The sequence below is a fragment of the Thalassospira tepidiphila MCCC 1A03514 genome, assembly GCF_001662875.1.
In the GTDB taxonomy this organism is placed as follows: domain Bacteria; phylum Pseudomonadota; class Alphaproteobacteria; order Rhodospirillales; family Thalassospiraceae; genus Thalassospira; species Thalassospira tepidiphila.
In genome coordinates this window covers 102692-121154 of sequence record NZ_JPVZ01000003.1, presented here as the reverse complement: position 1 = coordinate 121154, position 18463 = coordinate 102692, and the positions used below count along the sequence as shown (strand labels likewise).

General features: G+C 56.3%; 19 protein-coding genes. 9 read left to right on the top strand and 10 right to left on the bottom strand.

The window, feature by feature from the left end; genetic code table 11:
* The first annotated feature begins 73 nt into the window (after positions 1 to 73).
* Positions 74 to 502 carry a GlcG/HbpS family heme-binding protein gene (locus tag TH4_RS07785; protein ID WP_008891292.1) on the top strand — a complete coding sequence of 143 codons (429 nt, stop codon included), beginning with the start codon at positions 74 to 76 and terminating at the stop codon, positions 500 to 502.
* Positions 503 to 536: 34 nt separating this feature from the next.
* Here the strand turns inward: TH4_RS07785 and TH4_RS07780 are convergent, their stop codons facing one another.
* Complete coding sequence (locus TH4_RS07780; protein ID WP_064780581.1) at positions 537 to 1277, bottom strand: TlyA family RNA methyltransferase; 741 nt, start codon at positions 1275 to 1277, stop codon at positions 537 to 539.
* A 62-nt stretch (positions 1278 to 1339) separates the two neighbouring features.
* The gene (locus TH4_RS07775; protein ID WP_008891290.1) at positions 1340 to 2017 is read right to left on the bottom strand and encodes a GntR family transcriptional regulator; all 678 of its coding nucleotides are present in this window, start codon (positions 2015 to 2017) and stop codon (positions 1340 to 1342) included.
* A 318-nt stretch (positions 2018 to 2335) separates the two neighbouring features.
* On the opposite strand from TH4_RS07775, the gene dctP reads away from it, so the two are divergent.
* From dctP to TH4_RS07740, 7 genes are all read left to right on the top strand, one after another.
* Positions 2336 to 3343 (top strand): TRAP transporter substrate-binding protein DctP, encoded by a 1008-nt coding sequence (dctP, locus tag TH4_RS07770; RefSeq protein ID WP_064780580.1) that lies wholly within the window; start codon positions 2336 to 2338, stop codon positions 3341 to 3343.
* 106 nt (positions 3344 to 3449) lie between these two features.
* Complete coding sequence (locus TH4_RS07765) at positions 3450 to 4139, top strand: TRAP transporter small permease (protein ID WP_008891288.1); 690 nt, start codon at positions 3450 to 3452, stop codon at positions 4137 to 4139.
* Between the two features lie 12 nt (positions 4140 to 4151).
* A complete protein-coding gene (locus TH4_RS07760; protein ID WP_008891287.1) occupies positions 4152 to 5468 on the top strand; it encodes a TRAP transporter large permease in 1317 nt (438 codons plus the stop codon).
* The gene (locus TH4_RS07755) at positions 5468 to 6784 is read left to right on the top strand and encodes a malonyl-CoA decarboxylase (RefSeq protein ID WP_064780579.1); all 1317 of its coding nucleotides are present in this window, start codon (positions 5468 to 5470) and stop codon (positions 6782 to 6784) included. The genes TH4_RS07760 and TH4_RS07755 overlap by 1 nt, the downstream gene beginning before the upstream one ends.
* A gap of 12 nt (positions 6785 to 6796) precedes the next feature.
* Positions 6797 to 8323: a malonate--CoA ligase gene (locus TH4_RS07750; RefSeq protein WP_064781001.1), complete on the top strand. Its 1527-nt coding sequence runs from the start codon at positions 6797 to 6799 to the stop codon at positions 8321 to 8323.
* A gap of 268 nt (positions 8324 to 8591) precedes the next feature.
* Complete coding sequence (locus TH4_RS07745) at positions 8592 to 9299, top strand: YkgJ family cysteine cluster protein (RefSeq protein WP_064780578.1); 708 nt, start codon at positions 8592 to 8594, stop codon at positions 9297 to 9299.
* A 102-nt stretch (positions 9300 to 9401) separates the two neighbouring features.
* On the top strand, positions 9402 to 10190 hold the full coding sequence (locus TH4_RS07740) for an SDR family oxidoreductase (RefSeq protein ID WP_064780577.1): 789 nt from the start codon (positions 9402 to 9404) through the stop codon (positions 10188 to 10190).
* A 77-nt stretch (positions 10191 to 10267) separates the two neighbouring features.
* Here TH4_RS07740 and dxs read toward each other — a convergent pair whose 3' ends face one another.
* From dxs to TH4_RS20635, 6 genes are all read right to left on the bottom strand, one after another.
* The gene (dxs, locus tag TH4_RS07735; RefSeq protein ID WP_008891282.1) at positions 10268 to 12187 is read right to left on the bottom strand and encodes a 1-deoxy-D-xylulose-5-phosphate synthase; all 1920 of its coding nucleotides are present in this window, start codon (positions 12185 to 12187) and stop codon (positions 10268 to 10270) included.
* A 100-nt stretch (positions 12188 to 12287) separates the two neighbouring features.
* On the bottom strand, positions 12288 to 13256 hold the full coding sequence (locus tag TH4_RS07730; RefSeq protein WP_064780576.1) for an alpha/beta hydrolase family protein: 969 nt from the start codon (positions 13254 to 13256) through the stop codon (positions 12288 to 12290).
* Between the two features lie 25 nt (positions 13257 to 13281).
* Entirely contained in the window at positions 13282 to 14163 is an 882-nt protein-coding gene (locus TH4_RS07725; protein ID WP_064780575.1) for a polyprenyl synthetase family protein, read from the bottom strand.
* A gap of 24 nt (positions 14164 to 14187) precedes the next feature.
* Complete coding sequence (locus tag TH4_RS07720; RefSeq protein ID WP_044828501.1) at positions 14188 to 14451, bottom strand: exodeoxyribonuclease VII small subunit; 264 nt, start codon at positions 14449 to 14451, stop codon at positions 14188 to 14190.
* A 150-nt stretch (positions 14452 to 14601) separates the two neighbouring features.
* Complete coding sequence (locus TH4_RS07715) at positions 14602 to 15534, bottom strand: histone deacetylase family protein (RefSeq protein WP_064780574.1); 933 nt, start codon at positions 15532 to 15534, stop codon at positions 14602 to 14604.
* Positions 15535 to 15841: 307 nt separating this feature from the next.
* Complete coding sequence (locus TH4_RS20635; RefSeq protein ID WP_157097722.1) at positions 15842 to 16090, bottom strand: hypothetical protein; 249 nt, start codon at positions 16088 to 16090, stop codon at positions 15842 to 15844.
* Positions 16091 to 16223: 133 nt separating this feature from the next.
* Here TH4_RS20635 and TH4_RS07710 point away from each other — a divergent pair, with 133 nt between their 5' ends.
* Entirely contained in the window at positions 16224 to 16541 is a 318-nt protein-coding gene (locus tag TH4_RS07710) for an ArsR/SmtB family transcription factor (protein WP_008891276.1), read from the top strand.
* 76 nt (positions 16542 to 16617) lie between these two features.
* On the opposite strand, the gene TH4_RS07705 is transcribed toward TH4_RS07710, so the two are convergent.
* Both TH4_RS07705 and TH4_RS07700 read right to left on the bottom strand, forming a co-directional pair.
* Complete coding sequence (locus tag TH4_RS07705) at positions 16618 to 17472, bottom strand: EipB family protein (RefSeq protein WP_008891275.1); 855 nt, start codon at positions 17470 to 17472, stop codon at positions 16618 to 16620.
* Entirely contained in the window at positions 17472 to 18413 is a 942-nt protein-coding gene (locus TH4_RS07700) for an SPOR domain-containing protein (protein WP_209272175.1), read from the bottom strand. Before TH4_RS07700 ends, TH4_RS07705 begins: the two co-directional genes overlap by 1 nt.
* Between the last annotated feature and the right edge of the window lie 50 nt (positions 18414 to 18463).

Sequence of the window (18463 nt, the reverse complement as noted above, 5' to 3'; positions counted from 1 at the left end):
GATCGGCTTTTGGCGCAGGCCCTAAGATGCCGCCAGTTAATTACATCAAAGAAAACGTCCCGGGAGAAGTCCAATGCTGACCATCAAACGCCTGTCCATTGAGGATGCCTATATTCTGATCGAAGGCGCACGTAACCGCGCCAATGAAATCGGCGTGCCGATGTGTATCGCGATTACCGACGAATCCGGTGTGCTGATCGCGTTTGAGCGCATGGATGGCGGCAAGGTCACCAGCACCACCATCGCCCAGGACAAATCCTTTACCGCGTCGGGCGCACGCAAGGGCACGCATGAATATGCCGCGGCTGCCCAGCCTGGCAAACCGGCCTATGGCATCGATAGCGAAATCGGCGGCCGCCTGTCGATTGTCGCCGGTGGCCTGCCGGTCTTTGTTGACGGGGAATGTGTGGGCGGTATCGGCGTCAGTTCCGGCACCCCGCCGCAGGATCAGGACTGCGCACAGGCCGGTATTGATTTCTTCATGAAAAAAATCGGCAAGTAATCTGAAAATCGCGGGTGGAAATTGGGCCTGTTTATCAGGCCGTTTTCCGCCCGCAAATCAGGAATTCAACATTGCCTTCGGGACCGGTGATCGGGCTTTTGGTAATGCCAAGCACCTCCCAGCCCGGAAGATTTGCCAGCCAGTCAGAAATCGTGTCGCAGACTTCCTGATGCAATTCAGGTTCGCGCACGACACCCTTTTTGCCAACCCGTTCCTTGCCGACTTCAAATTGCGGCTTGATCAGCGCAATCAGATAACCGCCCGTCTTGACCCGCTCCATACTGGCCGGAAGCACGGTACGAAGGCCGATAAAGCTGGCATCGCAAACAACGATATCAATGGCGTCAGAAATCTGTTCTTCGGTCAAATGCCGCGCATTGGTCTTTTCCATGACCACAACGCGGTCATCATTACGCAGCTTCCAATCAAGCTGCCCCTGCCCGACATCAACGGCATAAACCTTGGCCGCCCCGTTCTGAAGCAGAACATCGGTAAAGCCGCCGGTGGATGCACCGACATCGACCGCGATAAAATCGGTCACGTCGATATCGAACTCGGCCAACCCTTTTTCAAGCTTGAGCCCACCTCGTGACACCCACGGATGGGGCTGCCCGCGCAGCGTAATGGAAATGTCTTCCTTGCACGGCATGCCCGGCTTATCGAGCCGTTGCTCGCCGCTAAAGACATTGCCTGCCATGATGAAAGCCTGCGCCTTGGACCGGCTCTCCACCAATCCACGTTCCACAAGCAACTGATCCAAACGTTTCTTTGCCATGAGCGCGTTTTAACGTACCCGCCCCAAAAGGTCACGCATTTGGTGTCGGTATTAAACCGGAATTAGCTGGCCAGCGGTTCGAGGTATCCGCGCGGCACAATCGCCAGAAGATCATTAAGCGACTCACCCTGAACCGCCACATGCTGCTGCATCAGTTTGCCCGCCGTCTCGGCCTCGCCATTGGAAATGGCACTCAGGATATCGGCATGTTCGTTGTTGGATTTCTTCACACGCCCCGGACGGTGCAATTGCAGGCGGCGATAAGGTGCCAGTCGGTTGCGCACATTCTTGGTCTGACGTTCAAGGAAACTGTTGCGGCATCCGGCATAGATCGCCTCGTGGAAGCGGACATTGGCCTCGTAATAGGCGTCCGCATCGGCATGATCCTTAAGCCCGTTGCACTCTTCGGACAGCGCAATCAGGTTTTCGATATCCACCCGCGGCATACGTCGTGCCGCCAACCGCGCACACATGGCTTCAAGTTCGGCCATGACTTCGAACATTTCAATCAGTTCGGCAACCGTGATCGAGGCAACAATGGTGCCACGGCGTGGCATGGTCGCAACCAGTCCCGAACCGGCAAGTGTCTGAAGCGCTTCACGCACAGGCGTACGTGAAACACCGAACCGTTCGCTTAACGAACGCTCGTCAAGTTTGTCGCCAGGCTTGAGCACACCGGTCACGATATCGCGTTCAAGTTTCTGGACCAGATCGGTGGCAAGCTTTCCGTTTTGCGACATGTGGGACCTCGTTTTTCGTCACTTACTGGTATACCAGAACACATATTCTGGTACCAATCAAAGCCTTTTCGATGCTGCTTTGCGATGATTTCCTGCTGCATCGCAAAAGTTCAGGCGCGGTTTTCCTAAATCCCCCGGCAAATACTAGGGCGCGGATTTGTGGCACTGCAAAATGACGTTCTGGTATACAAAATTGCATGGACAGCATGCCAGAAATCTGTAACGCTTTCTTCCAATGCGAAAACCGCATCAATAATAAGACGCGCAAAAAGCCGTCAAAATGCATTCAAAACGCATGCTTCATCCGGGAGGATAAAGATGAAGATTTTCAAGAAGACTCTTACGGCGTCTGTTGCCGCCATCTCCATGTCTGTTGCTGCCTTTGGCATGTCCGCATCTGCGGGTGCCGAGACGCTCAAACTGTCTCACCAGTGGTCGACCAGCGACATCCGTCACAAGGTTGCACAGATCGTCGCCGATGAAGTCAAAGCCGCAAACGTTGATCTGGAAATCCAGATCTTCCCTTCCGGCTCCCTGTTCAAGGCAAAAGAACAGTGGACCCCGATGACACGCGGGCAGCTCGACATGATCGTTTATCCGCTGGCCTATGCCGGTGGTCGTGTTCCGGCAACCAACCTGACCCTGATGCCGGCACTGGTCAAAAACCACGATCATGCCAACCGCATCAACGAATCCCCGTTCATGGCTAAAATCGAAGAACTCCTGAACGAAGATGGTGTTGTAACCGTTGCCAAGGGTTGGCTGGCCGGTGGCTTTGCCTCGACCAAGGGCTGCATCCGCAAGCCGGAAGACGTCAAAGGCCTTCAGATTCGTGCCGCCGGCAAATCGTTCGAGCAGATGCTTGAAGGTGCCGGTGCATCCATCGCTGCCATGCCGAGCTCGGAAATCTATCCGGCCATGCAGACCGGCGTTCTTGATGCCACCAACACCAGCTCCTCAAGCTTCGTTTCCTATCGTATCTACGAGCAGGTCAGCTGCTACACCCCGGCCGCAGGCAACGCACTGTGGTTCATGTATCAGCCGGTCCTGATGTCGAAGAAAAGCTACGACAACCTCAATGATGCGCAGAAAGAAGCCCTGGCTGCTGCTGCGAAAAAGGCCGAAGAATACTACACCACCGAAGGCCGCAAGCAGGACGCTGACAGCATCGCTGTCTTCAAGGAAAACGGCGTTGAAATCGCCGAACTGACCGACGAAGACTTCGCTGCCTGGCAGGCTCTGGCCAAGGAAACCTCCTACAAGAAGTTCGTTGAAGAGACCCCAAACGGTCAGGAACTTCTTGATATGGCACTTGCAGTCGAGTGATCGGTTCTTGACGTGAAGTGATGGTGGTGCCGGTCTGTCCGGCACCACCGCATTCCTCAAAATACAAAAATATAGACCAATACGGTTCCGTCAGAGGAGAACGCGCGTGTCGAACGCCATGTCCCCGCACCCACTTCCGATTGATCTGCCAGACGATTTCACGCAGACACCAAGTGCGTCGCATTCCGTTAAATCAGATATGCCTCCCCCGCCTGATGTCGAGCCGATCGACCATCAAAACGCCATGGCCGCAAACCGGTCCCAGGCGCCAAAGGGCCCGCTTGATGGCGTCATTTCTGCCATCCATTTCTTGTCGCGCATTTGCGGGATCGCATCGGCAAGCATGTTTGCCATTGCGATGCTGATCATCTGCCAGCTGGTCTTCATGCGCTATGTGCTCAATGAATCCACCGTCTGGCAGACTGAGGCCGTCATCTTCCTGATGATCGGCGCAACACTGGTCGGCCTGCCCTATGTTCAATTGCTGCGCGGTCACGTCAATGTTGACCTGTTCCCGATGTACCTCAAACGCGGCGCACGCATGACCCTTGCCATCCTGACCCTGTCATGTGGCATGGCGATCAGCGCACTGTTTGGCTTCTATGGTCTGGAACTGGTGATCGAGGCCTATGAAGGCGGCTGGTTGTCTGAAACCATCTGGGCCGTCGCACTCTGGAAACCCTATACCGCGCTGCCGATCGGCTTTGGCTTGCTGTTCCTGCAATTCTTTGCCGATTTCCTGTCGCTCATCACCCGCAGATCGACACCGTTCGATATTCGCGACGACATTTCCTAAGGAGGCCGCATCATGGATCCCTTGCTTCTTGCGGCCGTTGTCGGCATCGCAACCACCCTTGTTCTTTTCTCCGGCATTCCGGTCGGTATTGGCCTGCTTCTGGTCAGTGTCGGCTTCATCATCACCTTTGATGGCACCGGATCGCTGCCGCTGTTGCCGGAAATCCTGTTCGGCAAACTCGAAAGTTTCGAAGTTCTCGCCATCCCGATGTTCATCCTGATGGGCGCGGTTGTTGCCTCATCAAGGGCCGGTGGTGACTTGTATTCTGTTCTTGATCGCTGGCTGACCCGTATTCCGGGCGGGCTTGTGATTTCAAACCTTGGCGCCTGCGCGATCTTTTCCGCCCTGTCGGGTTCGTCACCTGCCACCTGTGCCGCAATCGGCAAGATGGGCATCCCGGCGATGCGCGAACGCGGCTTCCCCGATACGGTTGCAGCCGGTTCAATTGCCGCTGGCGGCACACTTGGCATCCTGATCCCGCCAAGTGTCACCATGATTGTTTATGGCATCTCGACCGAAACCTCGATCGGGCGCCTGTTCCTTGCCGGTCTTCTGCCGGGTCTTCTGGTCACCGCCCTGTTCATGGCCTGGTCGCTCTATTCGACCTGGCGTCAGGGCAATGCCCAGGCCGCCCTTGGTGTTGTCAAATACACCTGGAAGGAAAAGTTTGAAATCCTTCCGCGTGTTCTGCCCTTCCTTGTCATCATCGGTGCGGTTCTGTTCGCCCTTTATGGCGGTGTTGCGACACCTTCGGAAACGGCCGGTGTTGGTGCACTGTTCTGCCTGATCACCGCGATGATCGTGTATCGCATGTGGAAACCGGGTCAGCTTTGGAATGTCATGCGTGACACCACCAAGGAATCCGTGATGATCCTTTTGATCATCGGGGCTGCCGGCCTGTTTAGCTACATGCTGTCATCACTGTTCATCACCCAGTCGATTGCACAGTGGATTTCCGCCCTTGAGGTCAACCGTTGGGTTCTGATGGGCTTCATCAACGTGTTCCTGCTGATCAGTGGCTTCTTCCTGCCGCCGGTTGCAGTCATCCTGATGAGCGCACCGATCCTGCTGCCGGTGATCATCAATGCCGGTTTCGATCCTTACTGGTTTGCCGTGATCCTGACAATCAACATGGAAATCGGTCTGATCACCCCGCCGGTTGGTTTGAACCTGTATGTCATTAATGGCATTGCGCCCGACATCCGTCTGCAGAGCATCCTTAAGGGCGCCTTCCCTTACGTGATGTGCATGATCGCAGCGATCATCATTCTGTGCTTCTTCCCGCAGATCGCCACCTGGCTTCCGGAAACCATCATCGGAGGACGCTAATGTCAGGCATGTCTGTCAAAAGCTGGCTTTCAAGCATTGCCGACCGTGGTCGCGAACTGCTTGATCTGCCACTCTCGACCCCGCAGGACCCGCTCAAGCAGCTTGGCGCCATGTGCAAGGACCTTGTTTCGCAAAAGGGCGAGGCACGTGGCACCGCGGCTGCACGCGAAGTGGTGCGGCTTTGGGAAAACCTTCCCGAAGAAGACCATCTGGCCTTCTTCCGGATGATGCAAAATGACTTTAGTGCTGATCGCGCCAAGGTCACCAAGGCCGCCGAGGCCTTTGCCAAGGACCCGTCCGAGGCAAACCTCGCCGTCCTGACCCAAACGTCCGAGCCGATCCGTCAGGAACTGCTGCGCAAGATCAACATGGCACCCGGTGGCACGCGGGCCATTGTCGATATGCGTGAAACCCTGATCGCACTGTTGAAGAACAACCGCGATCTTGAACCGCTCAATGCCGATATGCAGCACCTGCTGACCAGCTGGTTCAACCGTGGTTTTCTTGAACTGCGTCATATTGATTGGGATACCTCGGCAGCCATCCTTGAAAAACTGATCCGCTATGAGGCGGTCCATGAAATTCAGGGCTGGGAAGATCTGCGTCGTCGTCTGGCGACCGACCGGAAATGCTTTGCCTTCTTCCATCCGGCCATCACCGACGATCCGCTGATCTTTGTTGAAGTCGCCCTCGTGCACGGTTTGGCCGATAGCGTTCAGGCGCTTCTGGCCCCGGAAATCGATGAAAAGGCCCCGGAAACTGCCAACACTGCGATCTTCTATTCGATCAGCAACTGTCAGGCGGGCCTTAAGGGGATTTCGTTTGGCAACTTCCTGATCAAACAGGTGGTCGAGGAACTCAAACGCGAATTCCCGCAGCTCAAACAATTCGCCACCCTGTCGCCCATTCCGGGCTTCATGGGCTGGCTGCGCACCCGCCAGAAAAGCAAGGCCGACGACGCCGAACTTGCCGGTCAGGTGCTTGACGGGCTTAGCGAAGATGACTGGATCAACGATCCGATCAAGGTCGCCAAGCTGCAAAAGCCGACTTTGGCGCTGTGTGCCACCTATCTTGCCACCTGTAAACGTGGCAAGTCCCCGCTTGATCCCACTGCCCGCTTCCATCTGGGCAATGGTGCACAGCTTGAACGCCTGAACTGGCTTGGCGATACCTCCGAAAAGGGTCTGCGTCAGGCGGGCGGCATGATGGTGAACTACGCCTATCACCTCAATGATATCGAGAAAAACCACGAAGCACTGATGAATGACGGAAAGATCGCCACATCGAAATCCGTCGCACAGCTTGCCGGAATTTAAACAGGTATGACCATGTCAGATAATCTTCTTCAAACATTTCTGGACCGTTTTCCGGCCGACAAATCCCGCACGTTTCTGATTGAACGCGACGGCACCGAACGCAGTTTTTCGTGGCTGCTTGATCGCACCGGTCGTTATGCCGCCGTGCTGGCATCCCATGGTGTGGTCAAGGGTGACCGCGTTGCCGCCCAGGTCGACAAATCATCCGATGTGATCGCGCTCTATCTGGCGTGCCTGCAACTTGGCGCCATTCACCTGCCGCTCAACACCGCCTATACCGGCGATGAAATCGCCTATTTCCTCGGTGATGCCGCACCGCGTGTCTTCGTCTGCCGTCCGGGCCATATCGATGCGGCCAAGGAACTGGGTGACAAGAATGACGTCGCGGCGGTCCTGTCGCTCGGATCAAACGGCGATGGCAGCCTCAATGACGAAGCCGCAAACGCCACCGCCATGACCGACATCGTCGCCGCCGACAAGGACGACGTTGCCGCGATCCTGTACACATCGGGCACCACGGGCCGGTCGAAAGGCGCGATGCTGACCCATAACAATCTTGGCTCGAACGCCAAAACCCTGCATCAGGCATGGGGCTTCAAGCCGGGTGATACCTTGCTGCATGCCCTGCCGCTGTTCCACACCCACGGGCTGTTTGTTGCGATCAACATCATGCTGATGAATGGCGGTAAGGTGATCCTGCTTCCGAAATTCGATGCCGATGACGTGATTGAACGTCTGCCGCAATCAACCGTCCTGATGGGCGTTCCGACCTTCTATACCCGCCTGCTGGCCCATCCGAAATTCACCAAGGATGTGACGGCCAACATGCGCCTGTTCGTCTCTGGCTCGGCCCCGCTTCTGGCCGAAACCCATGATGCGTTCTTTGAACGCACCGGTCACAAGATCCTTGAACGCTATGGCATGACTGAAACCTGCATGAACACGTCCAACCCGCTCGATGGTGAACGTCGTCCGGGTGCGGTTGGCCCGACCCTGCCGGGGATTGAGGCGCGCGTTTGTGACAAGGACGGCAATGTTCTGGGGGCCGGTGAAATCGGCGTGCTTGAAGTCCGTGGCCCGAACGTTTTCAAGGGCTACTGGCAGATGCCGGAAAAAACCGCGTCCGAGTTCCGGTCTGACGGCTTCTTTATCACCGGCGATCTCGCCACCATCGGCGAAGACGGCTATGTCACCATCGTTGGCCGCGACAAGGACCTGATCATTTCCGGTGGCTTTAACGTCTATCCCAAGGAAGTCGAAGAAGTCATCGCCGAGTATGACGAGGTCGAAGAAGTCGCGATCTTTGGCCTGCCCCATCCCGACTTCGGCGAAGCCGTTGCCGGTGTGATTGTAGCCGCCAATGGCGATAAAGCCGACCCCGAAGCCATCATCAAACGCACCCAGGACAAGCTGGCGAAATTCAAGGTGCCCAAACGCATCTGGGTGATCAAGGAACTGCCGCGCAACACCATGGGCAAAATTCAGAAAGCCCAACTGCGCAAACAATACGAAGACACCTTTACCTCCCCTGCAGCATAAGCGTTGCAGTCTTATACTCCCGCTGCCCGGAGCCTTTCCTGCTAACAGAAAGCTCTTTCCCGCAGCACCCATCGGGTCTCTGACCCTACCTCCCCGGCCGGATTTATCTGGCCGTTTTTTTTTGCCTGCACGGCCAAAACCCGAACGTCACGAATTCCGCCGTTATGCAATTTTTAGGGAATAACGCCAAACAATGCTAAATTAGACAACGACCAATAACCAATCTGAAGGCATGTCTTGAGTACCAGCACGAAAGTAACTGGGATTGATGACCAAGCTTGATGACGCAATAGACCGGGTTTCGCGCAACATCGTCCAGACCGGCGCCCTGACGACTGAGGCATCGCGCCGCTACGAACAGATGTTTGCCGATTTCCGCACCGAACTGGACCGCGCCCTTGATGCGGCCGATACGCTTGCCGGTGCCGCAGCGGCCACCATTGCGATACTCGAACAGGCATCAAACCTCTTGCGCCAAAGCTTCCCCAACCCGCACCCGCGCGCCTGTCGCGATCAATGCAGCGCCTGCTGCCACCTGTTTGTCAGTGTCCCGCCCGGCGTGACCGACCTGATCGCCGCCTACATCACGGCAAATTTCACCACGCCACAGATCGATGCCCTGAAAGATCGCCTGCGCAGTGCCGCAACCGACATCGAACAGTTTACGAAAATCAGTGACGTCCGGGTCCGCTGCCCGTTGCTTGATGAACAGGATCGTTGCAGCATTTACGCCATCCGCCCGCTGACCTGTCGCGCCTTTACCTCGGCCAATGCCGGTCTGTGCCATGCCATGGTCTTTGGCGACAGCGCGCAGCAATCCACCCGCATTGATCAGGATCCCGGCCATTATCGCCTGCATATCGCAGCAACCGAGGCGCTGCAAAATCTCGCAACCCGTCGCGGCCTTAACGGGCGTCAGGAAGGCTTCGTTCACGCCCTGCTCGATCGGCTTGAAAACGGGTCAGCATCCGCCTGATACAAACGCCTTGCAATTTCGCACAAACAAGACCATTTCCCCAGAGTTCCTCAAGGGCTGCGCATCCGCCCGGCCTTGCCATCAAAACCAAATGGGGCAGACATGGATAACCCGTCCGCAAAATCACCGCGCGTGGCCTTTGTCACCGGTGGCGCCCAGGGCTTGGGCCTTGGCATCTCAAAGCATCTTCTGGGCCTTGGCTGGAAGGTCGCGATGTTTGATCTTGATGCCGATGCGGGCGAGGACGCGCTTGATGGCCTGACGGACGCTGAACGCGACCGGACCATTTTCCTGCAGGGCGACGTCGCCCATGAGGCCGACATCAAACTTTGCATCCAGCAATGCGTTGACCGGTTTGGCCGCATCGATGGCCTGATCAACAATGCCGGGATTGCCAATCCCCATGTCCCCAACATCGAAGACCTTGAATGGGATCAATGGCAACGCGTGATCAATGTCAATCTGGGCGGGGCGTTTCTGGCAACCAAGCACGCAACACAGCATCTGCGCGATACCAAGGGTGCGATTGTCAATATCGCCTCCACCCGCGCCTTCCAGTCTGAGGCCAACACTGAACCCTATGCCGCGTCCAAGGGCGGCATTGTTGCCCTGACCCATGCGCTGGCGGTCAGTCTTGCGGGTGACATTCGCGTTAACGCCATCGCACCGGGCTGGATCGAAGTTGGCGACTGGCAGAAAAACGCCAACAAAACCGAACCCGATCACAGCGAAGCCGACAAGGCCCAACACCCGGTTGGCCGTGTCGGCACGCCCAAAGACATCGCACAGGCCGTCTCCTTCCTGCTCGATGGCGATAAATCCGGCTTCATGACTGGTGAAACCATCCGCATTGATGGCGGCATGACGCACAAGATGATTTACGTCGACTGACGAACCCCAGGAACGAAAAAGGCCGGTCTGTCATTTCCGACAACCGGCCTTTTTTATTCTCGAAATCTTTGACCTGATCAGGCCCGTGCCTTGCTTTCGCTCATACCAAGCGCACCGAGCGCGGTCTTGACGATGGCCTTGGCATCAAGCCCGGCCTTCTCGTACTGGATTTCCGGCTTGTCATGATCAATCAGCGCATCCGGCAGCGCCATGGTGCGGATCTTAAGCCCGTTATCCAGCAACCCGTGGCCTGCCATATGTTGCAGGACCATCGCACCAAAGCCGTTGATCGATCCTTCTTCGATGGTGATCAGGACTTCGTGGTTGCGCGCCAGATCGGCAATCAGTTCATGATCAAGCGGCTTGGCAAAGCGCGCATCGGCAACCGTCGCAGGCAAACCGCGAGCGGCAAGGTCTTCGGCGGCAATAAGCGCCTCGGCCAGTCGCGTGCCATAGGACAGGATGGCAATCTTGCCACCTTCGCGCAGGATACGGCCCTTACCGATTTCAAGGACTTTGCCCTCGGCCGGCATTTCAACGCCAACACCCTCGCCGCGCGGATAGCGGAACGCAGATGGTCGATCATCAATCGCCCAGGCGGTTGTGGTCATATGGACAAGCTCTGCCTCATCAGCCGCCGCCATCAAAACGAAGTTCGGCAAACAGCCAAGATAGGCAATGTCATAGGCCCCGGCATGGGTCGCCCCATCCGCCCCGACCAGACCGGCACGGTCCATCGCGAAACGCACCGGCAGGTTCTGGATCGCGACATCATGCACGACCTGATCATAACCGCGTTGCAGGAAGGTCGAATACAGCGTGCAGAACGGTTTGTACCCTTCGCACGCCATCCCGGCGGCAAAGGTCACGGCATGCTGTTCGGCAATCCCGACGTCAAAGGCACGATCCGGGAAATGATCGGCAAAGATGTTCACACCCGTGCCAGACGGCATCGCAGCCGTGATCGCGGTAACTTTCTCGTCTTTTTCCGCAAGCTTCACCAGCGTCTCGCCATACACCTTGGTGTAGCTCGGCGCATTCGGGGTCGGCTTGGCCTGTTTGCCGGTGACGACGTCAAACTTGGCAACGCCATGATATTTGTCGGCGGCATTTTCCGCCGGGCCATAGCCCTTGCCCTTTTGGGTGACGGCATGGATCAGGATCGGACCATCCACATCGGCATCGCGGACGTTTTTTAGAACCGGCAACAGATGATCCATGTTGTGACCATCAATCGGCCCGACATAGAAGAAGCCCATTTCTTCAAACAGGGTCCCGCCCGTGACCATGCCACGGGTATATTCTTCAAGCTTGCGCGCGGCCTCTTCGATCTGGCGCGGCAGGTGCTTTGTCAGGCCCTTGGCCGCATTGCGCAGCCCCTGATATCCCTTGCCCGAAATCAGGCGCGACAAATAACCCGACATCGATCCCACCGGCGGAGCAATCGACATGTCGTTGTCATTGAGGATGACAATCAAACGCTGATCGGTGGCGGCGGCATTGTTCATCGCCTCATAGGCCATGCCCGCACTCATCGACCCATCGCCAATGACGGCAATCACATTCTTGCGCTTGTCATCCGATAGCTGGTTGGCAACTGCCATACCAAGCCCGGCCGAGATCGAGGTGGAGCTATGCCCGGCCCCGAACGGATCATATTCGGATTCGGATCGTTTGGTGAAACCGGACAAACCGCCACCCTGACGAATGGTGCGGATACGATCACGCCGCCCGGTCAGGATTTTATGCGGATAGCACTGATGACCAACATCCCAGATCAAACGATCATAAGGCGTATCAAACAGGTAATGGATCGCAACCGTCAGCTCGACCACACCAAGGCCAGCACCCAGATGCCCGCCAGTCACCGATACCGCATCAATCACCTCGGCGCGCAACTCGTCTGCAACCTGCTTCATCTGGGCAGGCTGCAACTTGCGCAGCTCTTCAGGGGTATTGATGGTATCCAGCAGCGGGGTCTTGGAGGTCGTGCTCATTCCGATCTCGATTTCAATTTTTTATATGGCGTTGGTTACAACAGGGTGACTGTTATGGCGCCATGTTGCAAGCTGCGTAAAATAGCGAGGTTCGACCGAATTAGCGACCCTGAATTTCACCGGTTTTTACCTTATAGAGGAAACGGCGGATCACTTGTTCGACAGTGCGGTGAATGGTGTCGCGATCCTGACCAAAATCGCGGCATAAATAGCCAAAATTCTCTGCAATATATGGGGTGCATTTCGGCAAGAAGGAATAGTGCCCCGCCCCCTTGACCTTCACAAACTTTGCCCGCCCGCGCAAAAGCTTGCGGAAGTGAGCGGCGTTAACATTCTCATGCAGGATTTCATCCGTATCGGCCTCGACAAACAGCATCGGGATATCGATATCACTCAATCCCGCGTCCGTTGCCGCCACGCCAAAGGCTGGCGCAATCGCGATGATGGCGGCAATCCGGTCATCACGCTCGGACACCACTGGCCCGCCATACACAGTGTGCAACCGATCAAGGTGATCATCGCTTGGCGCGTGCTGGCAAATCACGTGATCCGTATCAGCGTTGATTTCGCAATAATCCTGCCAGGCCTTGGCATCAAAATCCCACCCCGCCAGCTTGAGAACCGTCGCCCCACCTGCCGAATGACCAAGGGCATAGATTTTGTCCTGGTCAATCTGCGGCCCGATTTCGGAATGCTGCAGTAACAGATCAAGGGCCAGACGCATTTCCTGCGGGCGGCGCTCGATAATCGCCAATTGCCGCGCTTCGGACGCATCCAGATAATTGTCGCCATGATGCTGCGGGGCGGCGACGATATAACCCCGCCGTGCCAGATATTCCGCCAACCAGAACTGATTGAACCGATGCCCTTCCGACCCATGCGAAAACAGCACGATGGGAAACGGGCCGTCATCGGCAAAGGCGGCCCCGCGCGCCGCACTGGAAACCACGCCCATATGGCGCACCGAACTTTCCGGTGCTGTTGCCGGATACCAGATCGCTAACGGAAACGGATCCTTGTCAAACAGCCGGTCTCGAAAACCGGCTGTATATGGGGCATGATCGGTCATGGTAATGATCTCGGGCCACGGCCGATTAACGGCCGCGTTCAACCACAAAACGCGCCACTGCACGCAGCGGTTCGGCCTCGTCGTCAAAGCAGTTCAGATGATTGATCGCCTGATCGCACAGCATTCTGGCCTGCGCGCGGGCCTGATCAAGGCCGAGCAATTTGACGAAGGTTGATTTTTCCTGATCAACATCCTTGCCCGCCGTCTTGCCGAGTTCTTCCGAACTTGCCTCGACATCAAGGATGTCATCCTTGATCTGAAACGCCAGCCCCATGTCATGGGCATAGGATCGAAGCGCCAAACGAATGCTTTTCGGCGCCTTGCCAAGGATCGCCCCGGCTTCGCAGGCAAAGGCAAACATCCGCCCGGTTTTAAGCAAATGCAGGTGTGTGACCTGCGCCTGATCAAAACTCTGTCCTTCCCCGGCCAGATCGATCATCTGTCCCCCGACCATGCCATACGGCCCTGCTGCACGGGCAAGGGCACGGACAAGATCGGTGCAAACGCGCGGATCGGGATGGGTATCTTCATCGGCCAGCACTTCAAACGCCTGGGTCAGCAACGCATCACCGGCAAGGATCGCCGTCGCCTCGTCAAACTGCTTGTGGCAGCTGGGCTTGCCGCGACGCAGATCGTCATCATCCATCGCCGGCAGGTCATCATGGATCAGCGAATAGCTGTGCACCATCTCGACCGCCGCGGCAACGCGCAGGGCAGACCGGCGCGATACCTTGAACAAGCCAGCAGAGCTCAGCACCAGAAACGGGCGTAAGCGTTTGCCATCGCCCAGCGTCGAATAGCGCATCGCCTGATACAGGCGCTGCTCGATCTGGCCATTGGCGCGGGGCAGGATCCCGTCAAGCGTCTCGCCCAGATCAGCAGACGCCGCACTCAGTTCGGCAATCATGTCGTAACTCACGACGGTCTCCGATTATTCAATTTCGGTCGGGGTTGCCGACGGGCGGCCATCCGCATTCAGGGTGATTTTTTCGATGCGCTCTTCAGCCGCGCGCAGTTTGTCCGCGCAATGGCGTTTCAGCGCCGCACCGCGTTCATAGGACGCAATGGCGTCATCAAGCCCGACCTGCCCCTGTTCAAGCTGACGCACAAGGGTTTCAAGCTGCCCAAGCGCCTCTTCGAAACTCAGTTTCGCGATATCTTCAGGAATAGCGGGAGATGCAGTAGCCTCGGACATGTAAGCTCCATTTCTTAGATCGGCGCGGAGTTTACGCGCAAGTCACGATCAGGGCAACCGAACAGAACGCAATTTCGTCTGACTGAAACGCTTTTGTCGAGCGATACCCGGGTGATCTTGGGGTGATGTTTGGCTGATCTTGGACTGCCCTTAATGGGCACCCATCAATGTCCGCACATGTTGCACGGCACTGGTCGCAAGCGACGGCAAATCATAGCCCCCTTCGAGCAAGGACACCACACGCCCACCACACTGTTCCTCGGCGAGATCCATCAACTGCTTGGTCATCCAGACAAAATCATCCGCCACATAGCAAAGCCCCGCCAGCGGATCATTCTTGTGCCCGTCAAAGCCCGCCGAAATGATCAAAAGTTCCGGCTTGAACGCGGCAATACCCGGCAAGACCGTCGAATTGAACGCTTCCTGTACTTCCGCAGTGCCCGATCCGGCAACCATACCGACATTCAGGATATTATTGGCACATCCGCGCTCGCTTTCCGCCCCTGTGCCCGGGTAAAGCGGCCATTGATGGGTCGAGCAATAAAACAGGTCCGCATCATTATAAAAAAGGTCCTGCGTGCCGTTGCCGTGATGGACATCGAAATCCATCACCGCCACCCGCTTGATGCCAAATTTGTTGCGCGCATGGTGGGCGGCAATGGCGGCATTGTTAAACAGGCAAAACCCCATCGCCCGGTCATATTCGGCGTGGTGTCCCGGCGGCCTGGTGGCGACAAAGGCATTCTTTTCATGCCCCTCCATCACCGCATCGACCGCGACACAGGCCCCACCGACCGATCGCAATGCCGCCCTGCCCGAACCCGGCGAGACATAGGTATCGCCATCAAGCGGCTCAATGCCGTGGTCGGGGATGCTTGCCATCACCTTGTCGACATAGGCCGGGTCATGCACTTTCTTGATCAGGTCGATATCACCCAGCGGCGCTTCTTCGCGGTGAAGGAACATGAATTCCTCGGCCTCGAAAACGCGCTGGATCACGCGCAGACGATCGGCACATTCCGGGTGTCCCGGGCCAGTATCATGTTCAATACAATCGTGATGGGTCACGAACAAAGTCGCCATTTTTCTGCGTCGCCTTCCTGAATGGTCCGATATGGTGCGGTGCTGGGACCGGGCCCAGGTCACGGGATCGCGTTGACCGCGTCCGTTATTTTTATCCTGCTTTGCTTGTTCTAGCGCAAAACCGGATGCTTCTCTTTGTTCTAAATCAGCACATCACCGAACGATAAGGCAAGCTCTTTGGCCTTCGATCTTCGCATCATTTGGCGCGTGCCACGTCTGCTACTAATACTTTCACAGTTTTGCCGTTTTCTCGGGTTTGTATATGCTGGTATCGATTATGTTTCAAACCGAGCAAACGGGAACATAATCAAATAAAAACAGGTCCTGTCGGAATCGGTGCAAAGGTTTCATTCGCCCGCACACCGCCCAAGGGATCAAATTCGCGATCGCCAGAGAAAAATCTGGTGCATGGAAGGAAGTTCGACAGGCCGGATTCCGGCACAAACACCATCAGCAGCAGGTCAGATACGAGTAAACACTCTCTTGACAGATTTGTAATATACTTGAGAATAAGTTTACCGATGAATTCCTGTAATTTGTTGGTGGCAGAAGTCACTATCCTTTAGGTATTATTACCGCAGTGACTTCGCGCCAGTCGGATCAGAAGCCACCCGATGGCTCCGTCTGGTGATTTGTCGAATTTTCATTGGGACAATGGCCGCTTGCGGTCAGGCTCATAAGGAAGCCAAATGGAACTTAACAACTTAGAAGAAAAGGCCGAACAGGCTAGCACCCTGTTAAAGGCCATGAGCAATCAGAGCAGACTGCTTATCCTTTGCCAACTCAACGAAGGCGAAAAGTCGGTTGGCGAACTCGAACGCATTGTCGGGCTAAGCCAGTCCGCCCTCTCGCAGCATCTTGCACGCCTGCGTCGTGACAAGCTCGTCCAGACTCGTCGCGAAGCACAGACCATCTACTATTCGCTGAATGGTAACGATGCTCTGCGCGTGATCGAGACCCTCTACGGGCTTTATTGCAACGCCTCACGCAATTCTGCTGCTGCGTAAAACACCCGGGCACTCCCCACTAAAAAAGCCTGCCTTTTTTGGGCAGGCTTTTTTACATCTGGATTTTAAAATCTGTCTATTGCGATCCGCATTCCGGCAGCGGCAGCTTGGTGACCTTGTCCAGCGTGCCCAGCACTTCAAACTCGCCATAGTCAAAACGCATGCCATGCGCGACACCGTTATCGCCAAAATCAACCGCCATCTCGGTTGACGGGCCGTTTTCCGCAGCCCCGATCGGATAAAATGCCAGGTTCATGCGATGGAACGCACCGCGCGCAATCGCGTCGGGATCGTTGGCGGTGTTATCGGCATCCTTGCTGCCTGAAATCACCACAGCCACCCGGTTGGTCGGGGTATCGCCGCTGCCATCAAACACCAGATCATTGGCAAACCGCACCCCGTCTTTCGCACGTTTCAGCAACACAAGCGAATGCTGGGTCGGGAACATGGCATCGGCCGGAAGTTCTTCCTCGACCTCGACCGGGATTTCGTAACTGACCTTGACCATATCGTCCTTGCGGACCGCCTTGCCGACGATCTCGTCGACCTTGGTGCCATCAAGATAATCACGCATACGGAAACGATATTCCGTCCCGTCGAAATCTTCCCACTGGGTCATGGAATAGGCTGAATTGATCGGCGTGCCTTCGCTGCCCTGAAGGATCATGATCTGCTGCATTTCCGTGACCCAGCCATCGCACATCTTCTCAAAGCGATAGCCAAGCACACCGGACGCATCAACAATCGAGCTGCCCTGTTCGGCATGGCTCAGCTTGAAGTGATATTCCGCCACATGCGGCACGATGGCATCTTCGATGCCCGTCACATTACCAGCCTGCGCGGCACAGCCACCAAGACCCAAACAAAAGATCAGCGTTCCTTTAAGGGAACGCTGACGTTGCTTAATCTCTGAAAAAAATCCAGACAACATCACTCTCCGGTGGCGCCAACTCCGACAATCCAGGGATCTTTAACCCCCTTTTTGGCAGCAAGAAGGCGCAAATCATGTGCGTGTTCTGCCGAAAGCGGCCCGACCGCAACACGAAGATACGGCTTACCCTTTACTTCGGCATTCAAAAGGCGCGGCTGGTATTCCTTATAAAGGCCCAGCGCCCTGTTGGCACGCGCTTCATCTGCAAAGCTTGCCAATACCACATAATCACCGGGCAGCGGCGCGGCAAGGTCATCCCCTGCAAGCGCGTCCCCGTCAAGTGCTGCATCCACCGGTTTGACCATCACATCATCCCCGTCCCCCAAAACGGCCGGATCGACCAATGCAGCGGTGACGGTTTCCTTCGGCGCGGCAATTTCGACTGCCGGTTCGTCACTGACATAACCTGCAACGGCGGCATCCGCCTCGACCTGCGGGTCGATCGGACCGAGGTCACTGCGATCAACGGCAACGTCTTCGACTTCGATCTGATCGCGTGCAGAGGCAACCTCAACCGCATCAACCGTATCATCGGGCGTCTTTTTCGGGGTCAGTGGCGGCAAATTGGTGGTGACAATCGCGTTGGATTTAAGCGCCGTCGCACTTGGCCGTGACCAATCCTCGGCCGGGGCATTCACCGCATAGATTTCCGGGCGGGCAACGCGCAGTTCCTGTTTGATTTCAGGCTCGCCCATCACGGCAAGGGCTGCGGCCTCTTCGGCCAGAATGGTCTCGTCGTCCTTGCAGATGGTCTGTTCCAAAAGCGGGCGATGCAGCGCGCAATCGCGCTCGGCAACGAAAGAAACCGCATGATCGGTTGTGCTTTTGCCGGTCGACACATAGCTGATCAAATCACCGGCAAGCTTTGCCACCGTCAACTCAATCGGACCACCGCACGCGCCAAGCGCCAAAGGTGCCGCCACCACAAGAATTTTTCTCAACAGGCCATCCCCCGAAGGATCGAATTTTCTTTTCCTCCGCTACAGTGGCC

Bases quoted from the DNA above. Each gene is read 5' to 3' on its own strand.
- TH4_RS07705 (WP_008891275.1), bottom strand. From the start codon at position 17,472: ATGTTGTCTGGATTTTTTTCAGAGATTAAGCAACGTCAGCGTTCCCTT.
- dxs (WP_008891282.1), bottom strand. From the start codon at position 12,187: ATGAGCACGACCTCCAAGACCCCGCTGCTGGATACCATCAATACCCCT.
- TH4_RS07775 (WP_008891290.1), bottom strand. From the start codon at position 2,017: ATGTCGCAAAACGGAAAGCTTGCCACCGATCTGGTCCAGAAACTTGAA.
- TH4_RS07750 (WP_064781001.1), top strand. From the start codon at position 6,797: ATGTCAGATAATCTTCTTCAAACATTTCTGGACCGTTTTCCGGCCGAC.
- TH4_RS07715 (WP_064780574.1), bottom strand. From the start codon at position 15,534: ATGGCGACTTTGTTCGTGACCCATCACGATTGTATTGAACATGATACT.
- TH4_RS07720 (WP_044828501.1), bottom strand. From the start codon at position 14,451: ATGTCCGAGGCTACTGCATCTCCCGCTATTCCTGAAGATATCGCGAAA.
- dctP (WP_064780580.1), top strand. From the start codon at position 2,336: ATGAAGATTTTCAAGAAGACTCTTACGGCGTCTGTTGCCGCCATCTCC.
- TH4_RS07780 (WP_064780581.1), bottom strand. From the start codon at position 1,277: ATGGCAAAGAAACGTTTGGATCAGTTGCTTGTGGAACGTGGATTGGTG.
- TH4_RS07725 (WP_064780575.1), bottom strand. From the start codon at position 14,163: ATGATTGCCGAACTGAGTGCGGCGTCTGCTGATCTGGGCGAGACGCTT.
- TH4_RS07740 (WP_064780577.1), top strand. From the start codon at position 9,402: ATGGATAACCCGTCCGCAAAATCACCGCGCGTGGCCTTTGTCACCGGT.
- TH4_RS07730 (WP_064780576.1), bottom strand. From the start codon at position 13,256: ATGACCGATCATGCCCCATATACAGCCGGTTTTCGAGACCGGCTGTTT.
- TH4_RS07760 (WP_008891287.1), top strand. From the start codon at position 4,152: ATGGATCCCTTGCTTCTTGCGGCCGTTGTCGGCATCGCAACCACCCTT.
- TH4_RS07745 (WP_064780578.1), top strand. From the start codon at position 8,592: ATGACCAAGCTTGATGACGCAATAGACCGGGTTTCGCGCAACATCGTC.
- TH4_RS07785 (WP_008891292.1), top strand. From the start codon at position 74: ATGCTGACCATCAAACGCCTGTCCATTGAGGATGCCTATATTCTGATC.
- TH4_RS07755 (WP_064780579.1), top strand. From the start codon at position 5,468: ATGTCAGGCATGTCTGTCAAAAGCTGGCTTTCAAGCATTGCCGACCGT.
- TH4_RS07710 (WP_008891276.1), top strand. From the start codon at position 16,224: ATGGAACTTAACAACTTAGAAGAAAAGGCCGAACAGGCTAGCACCCTG.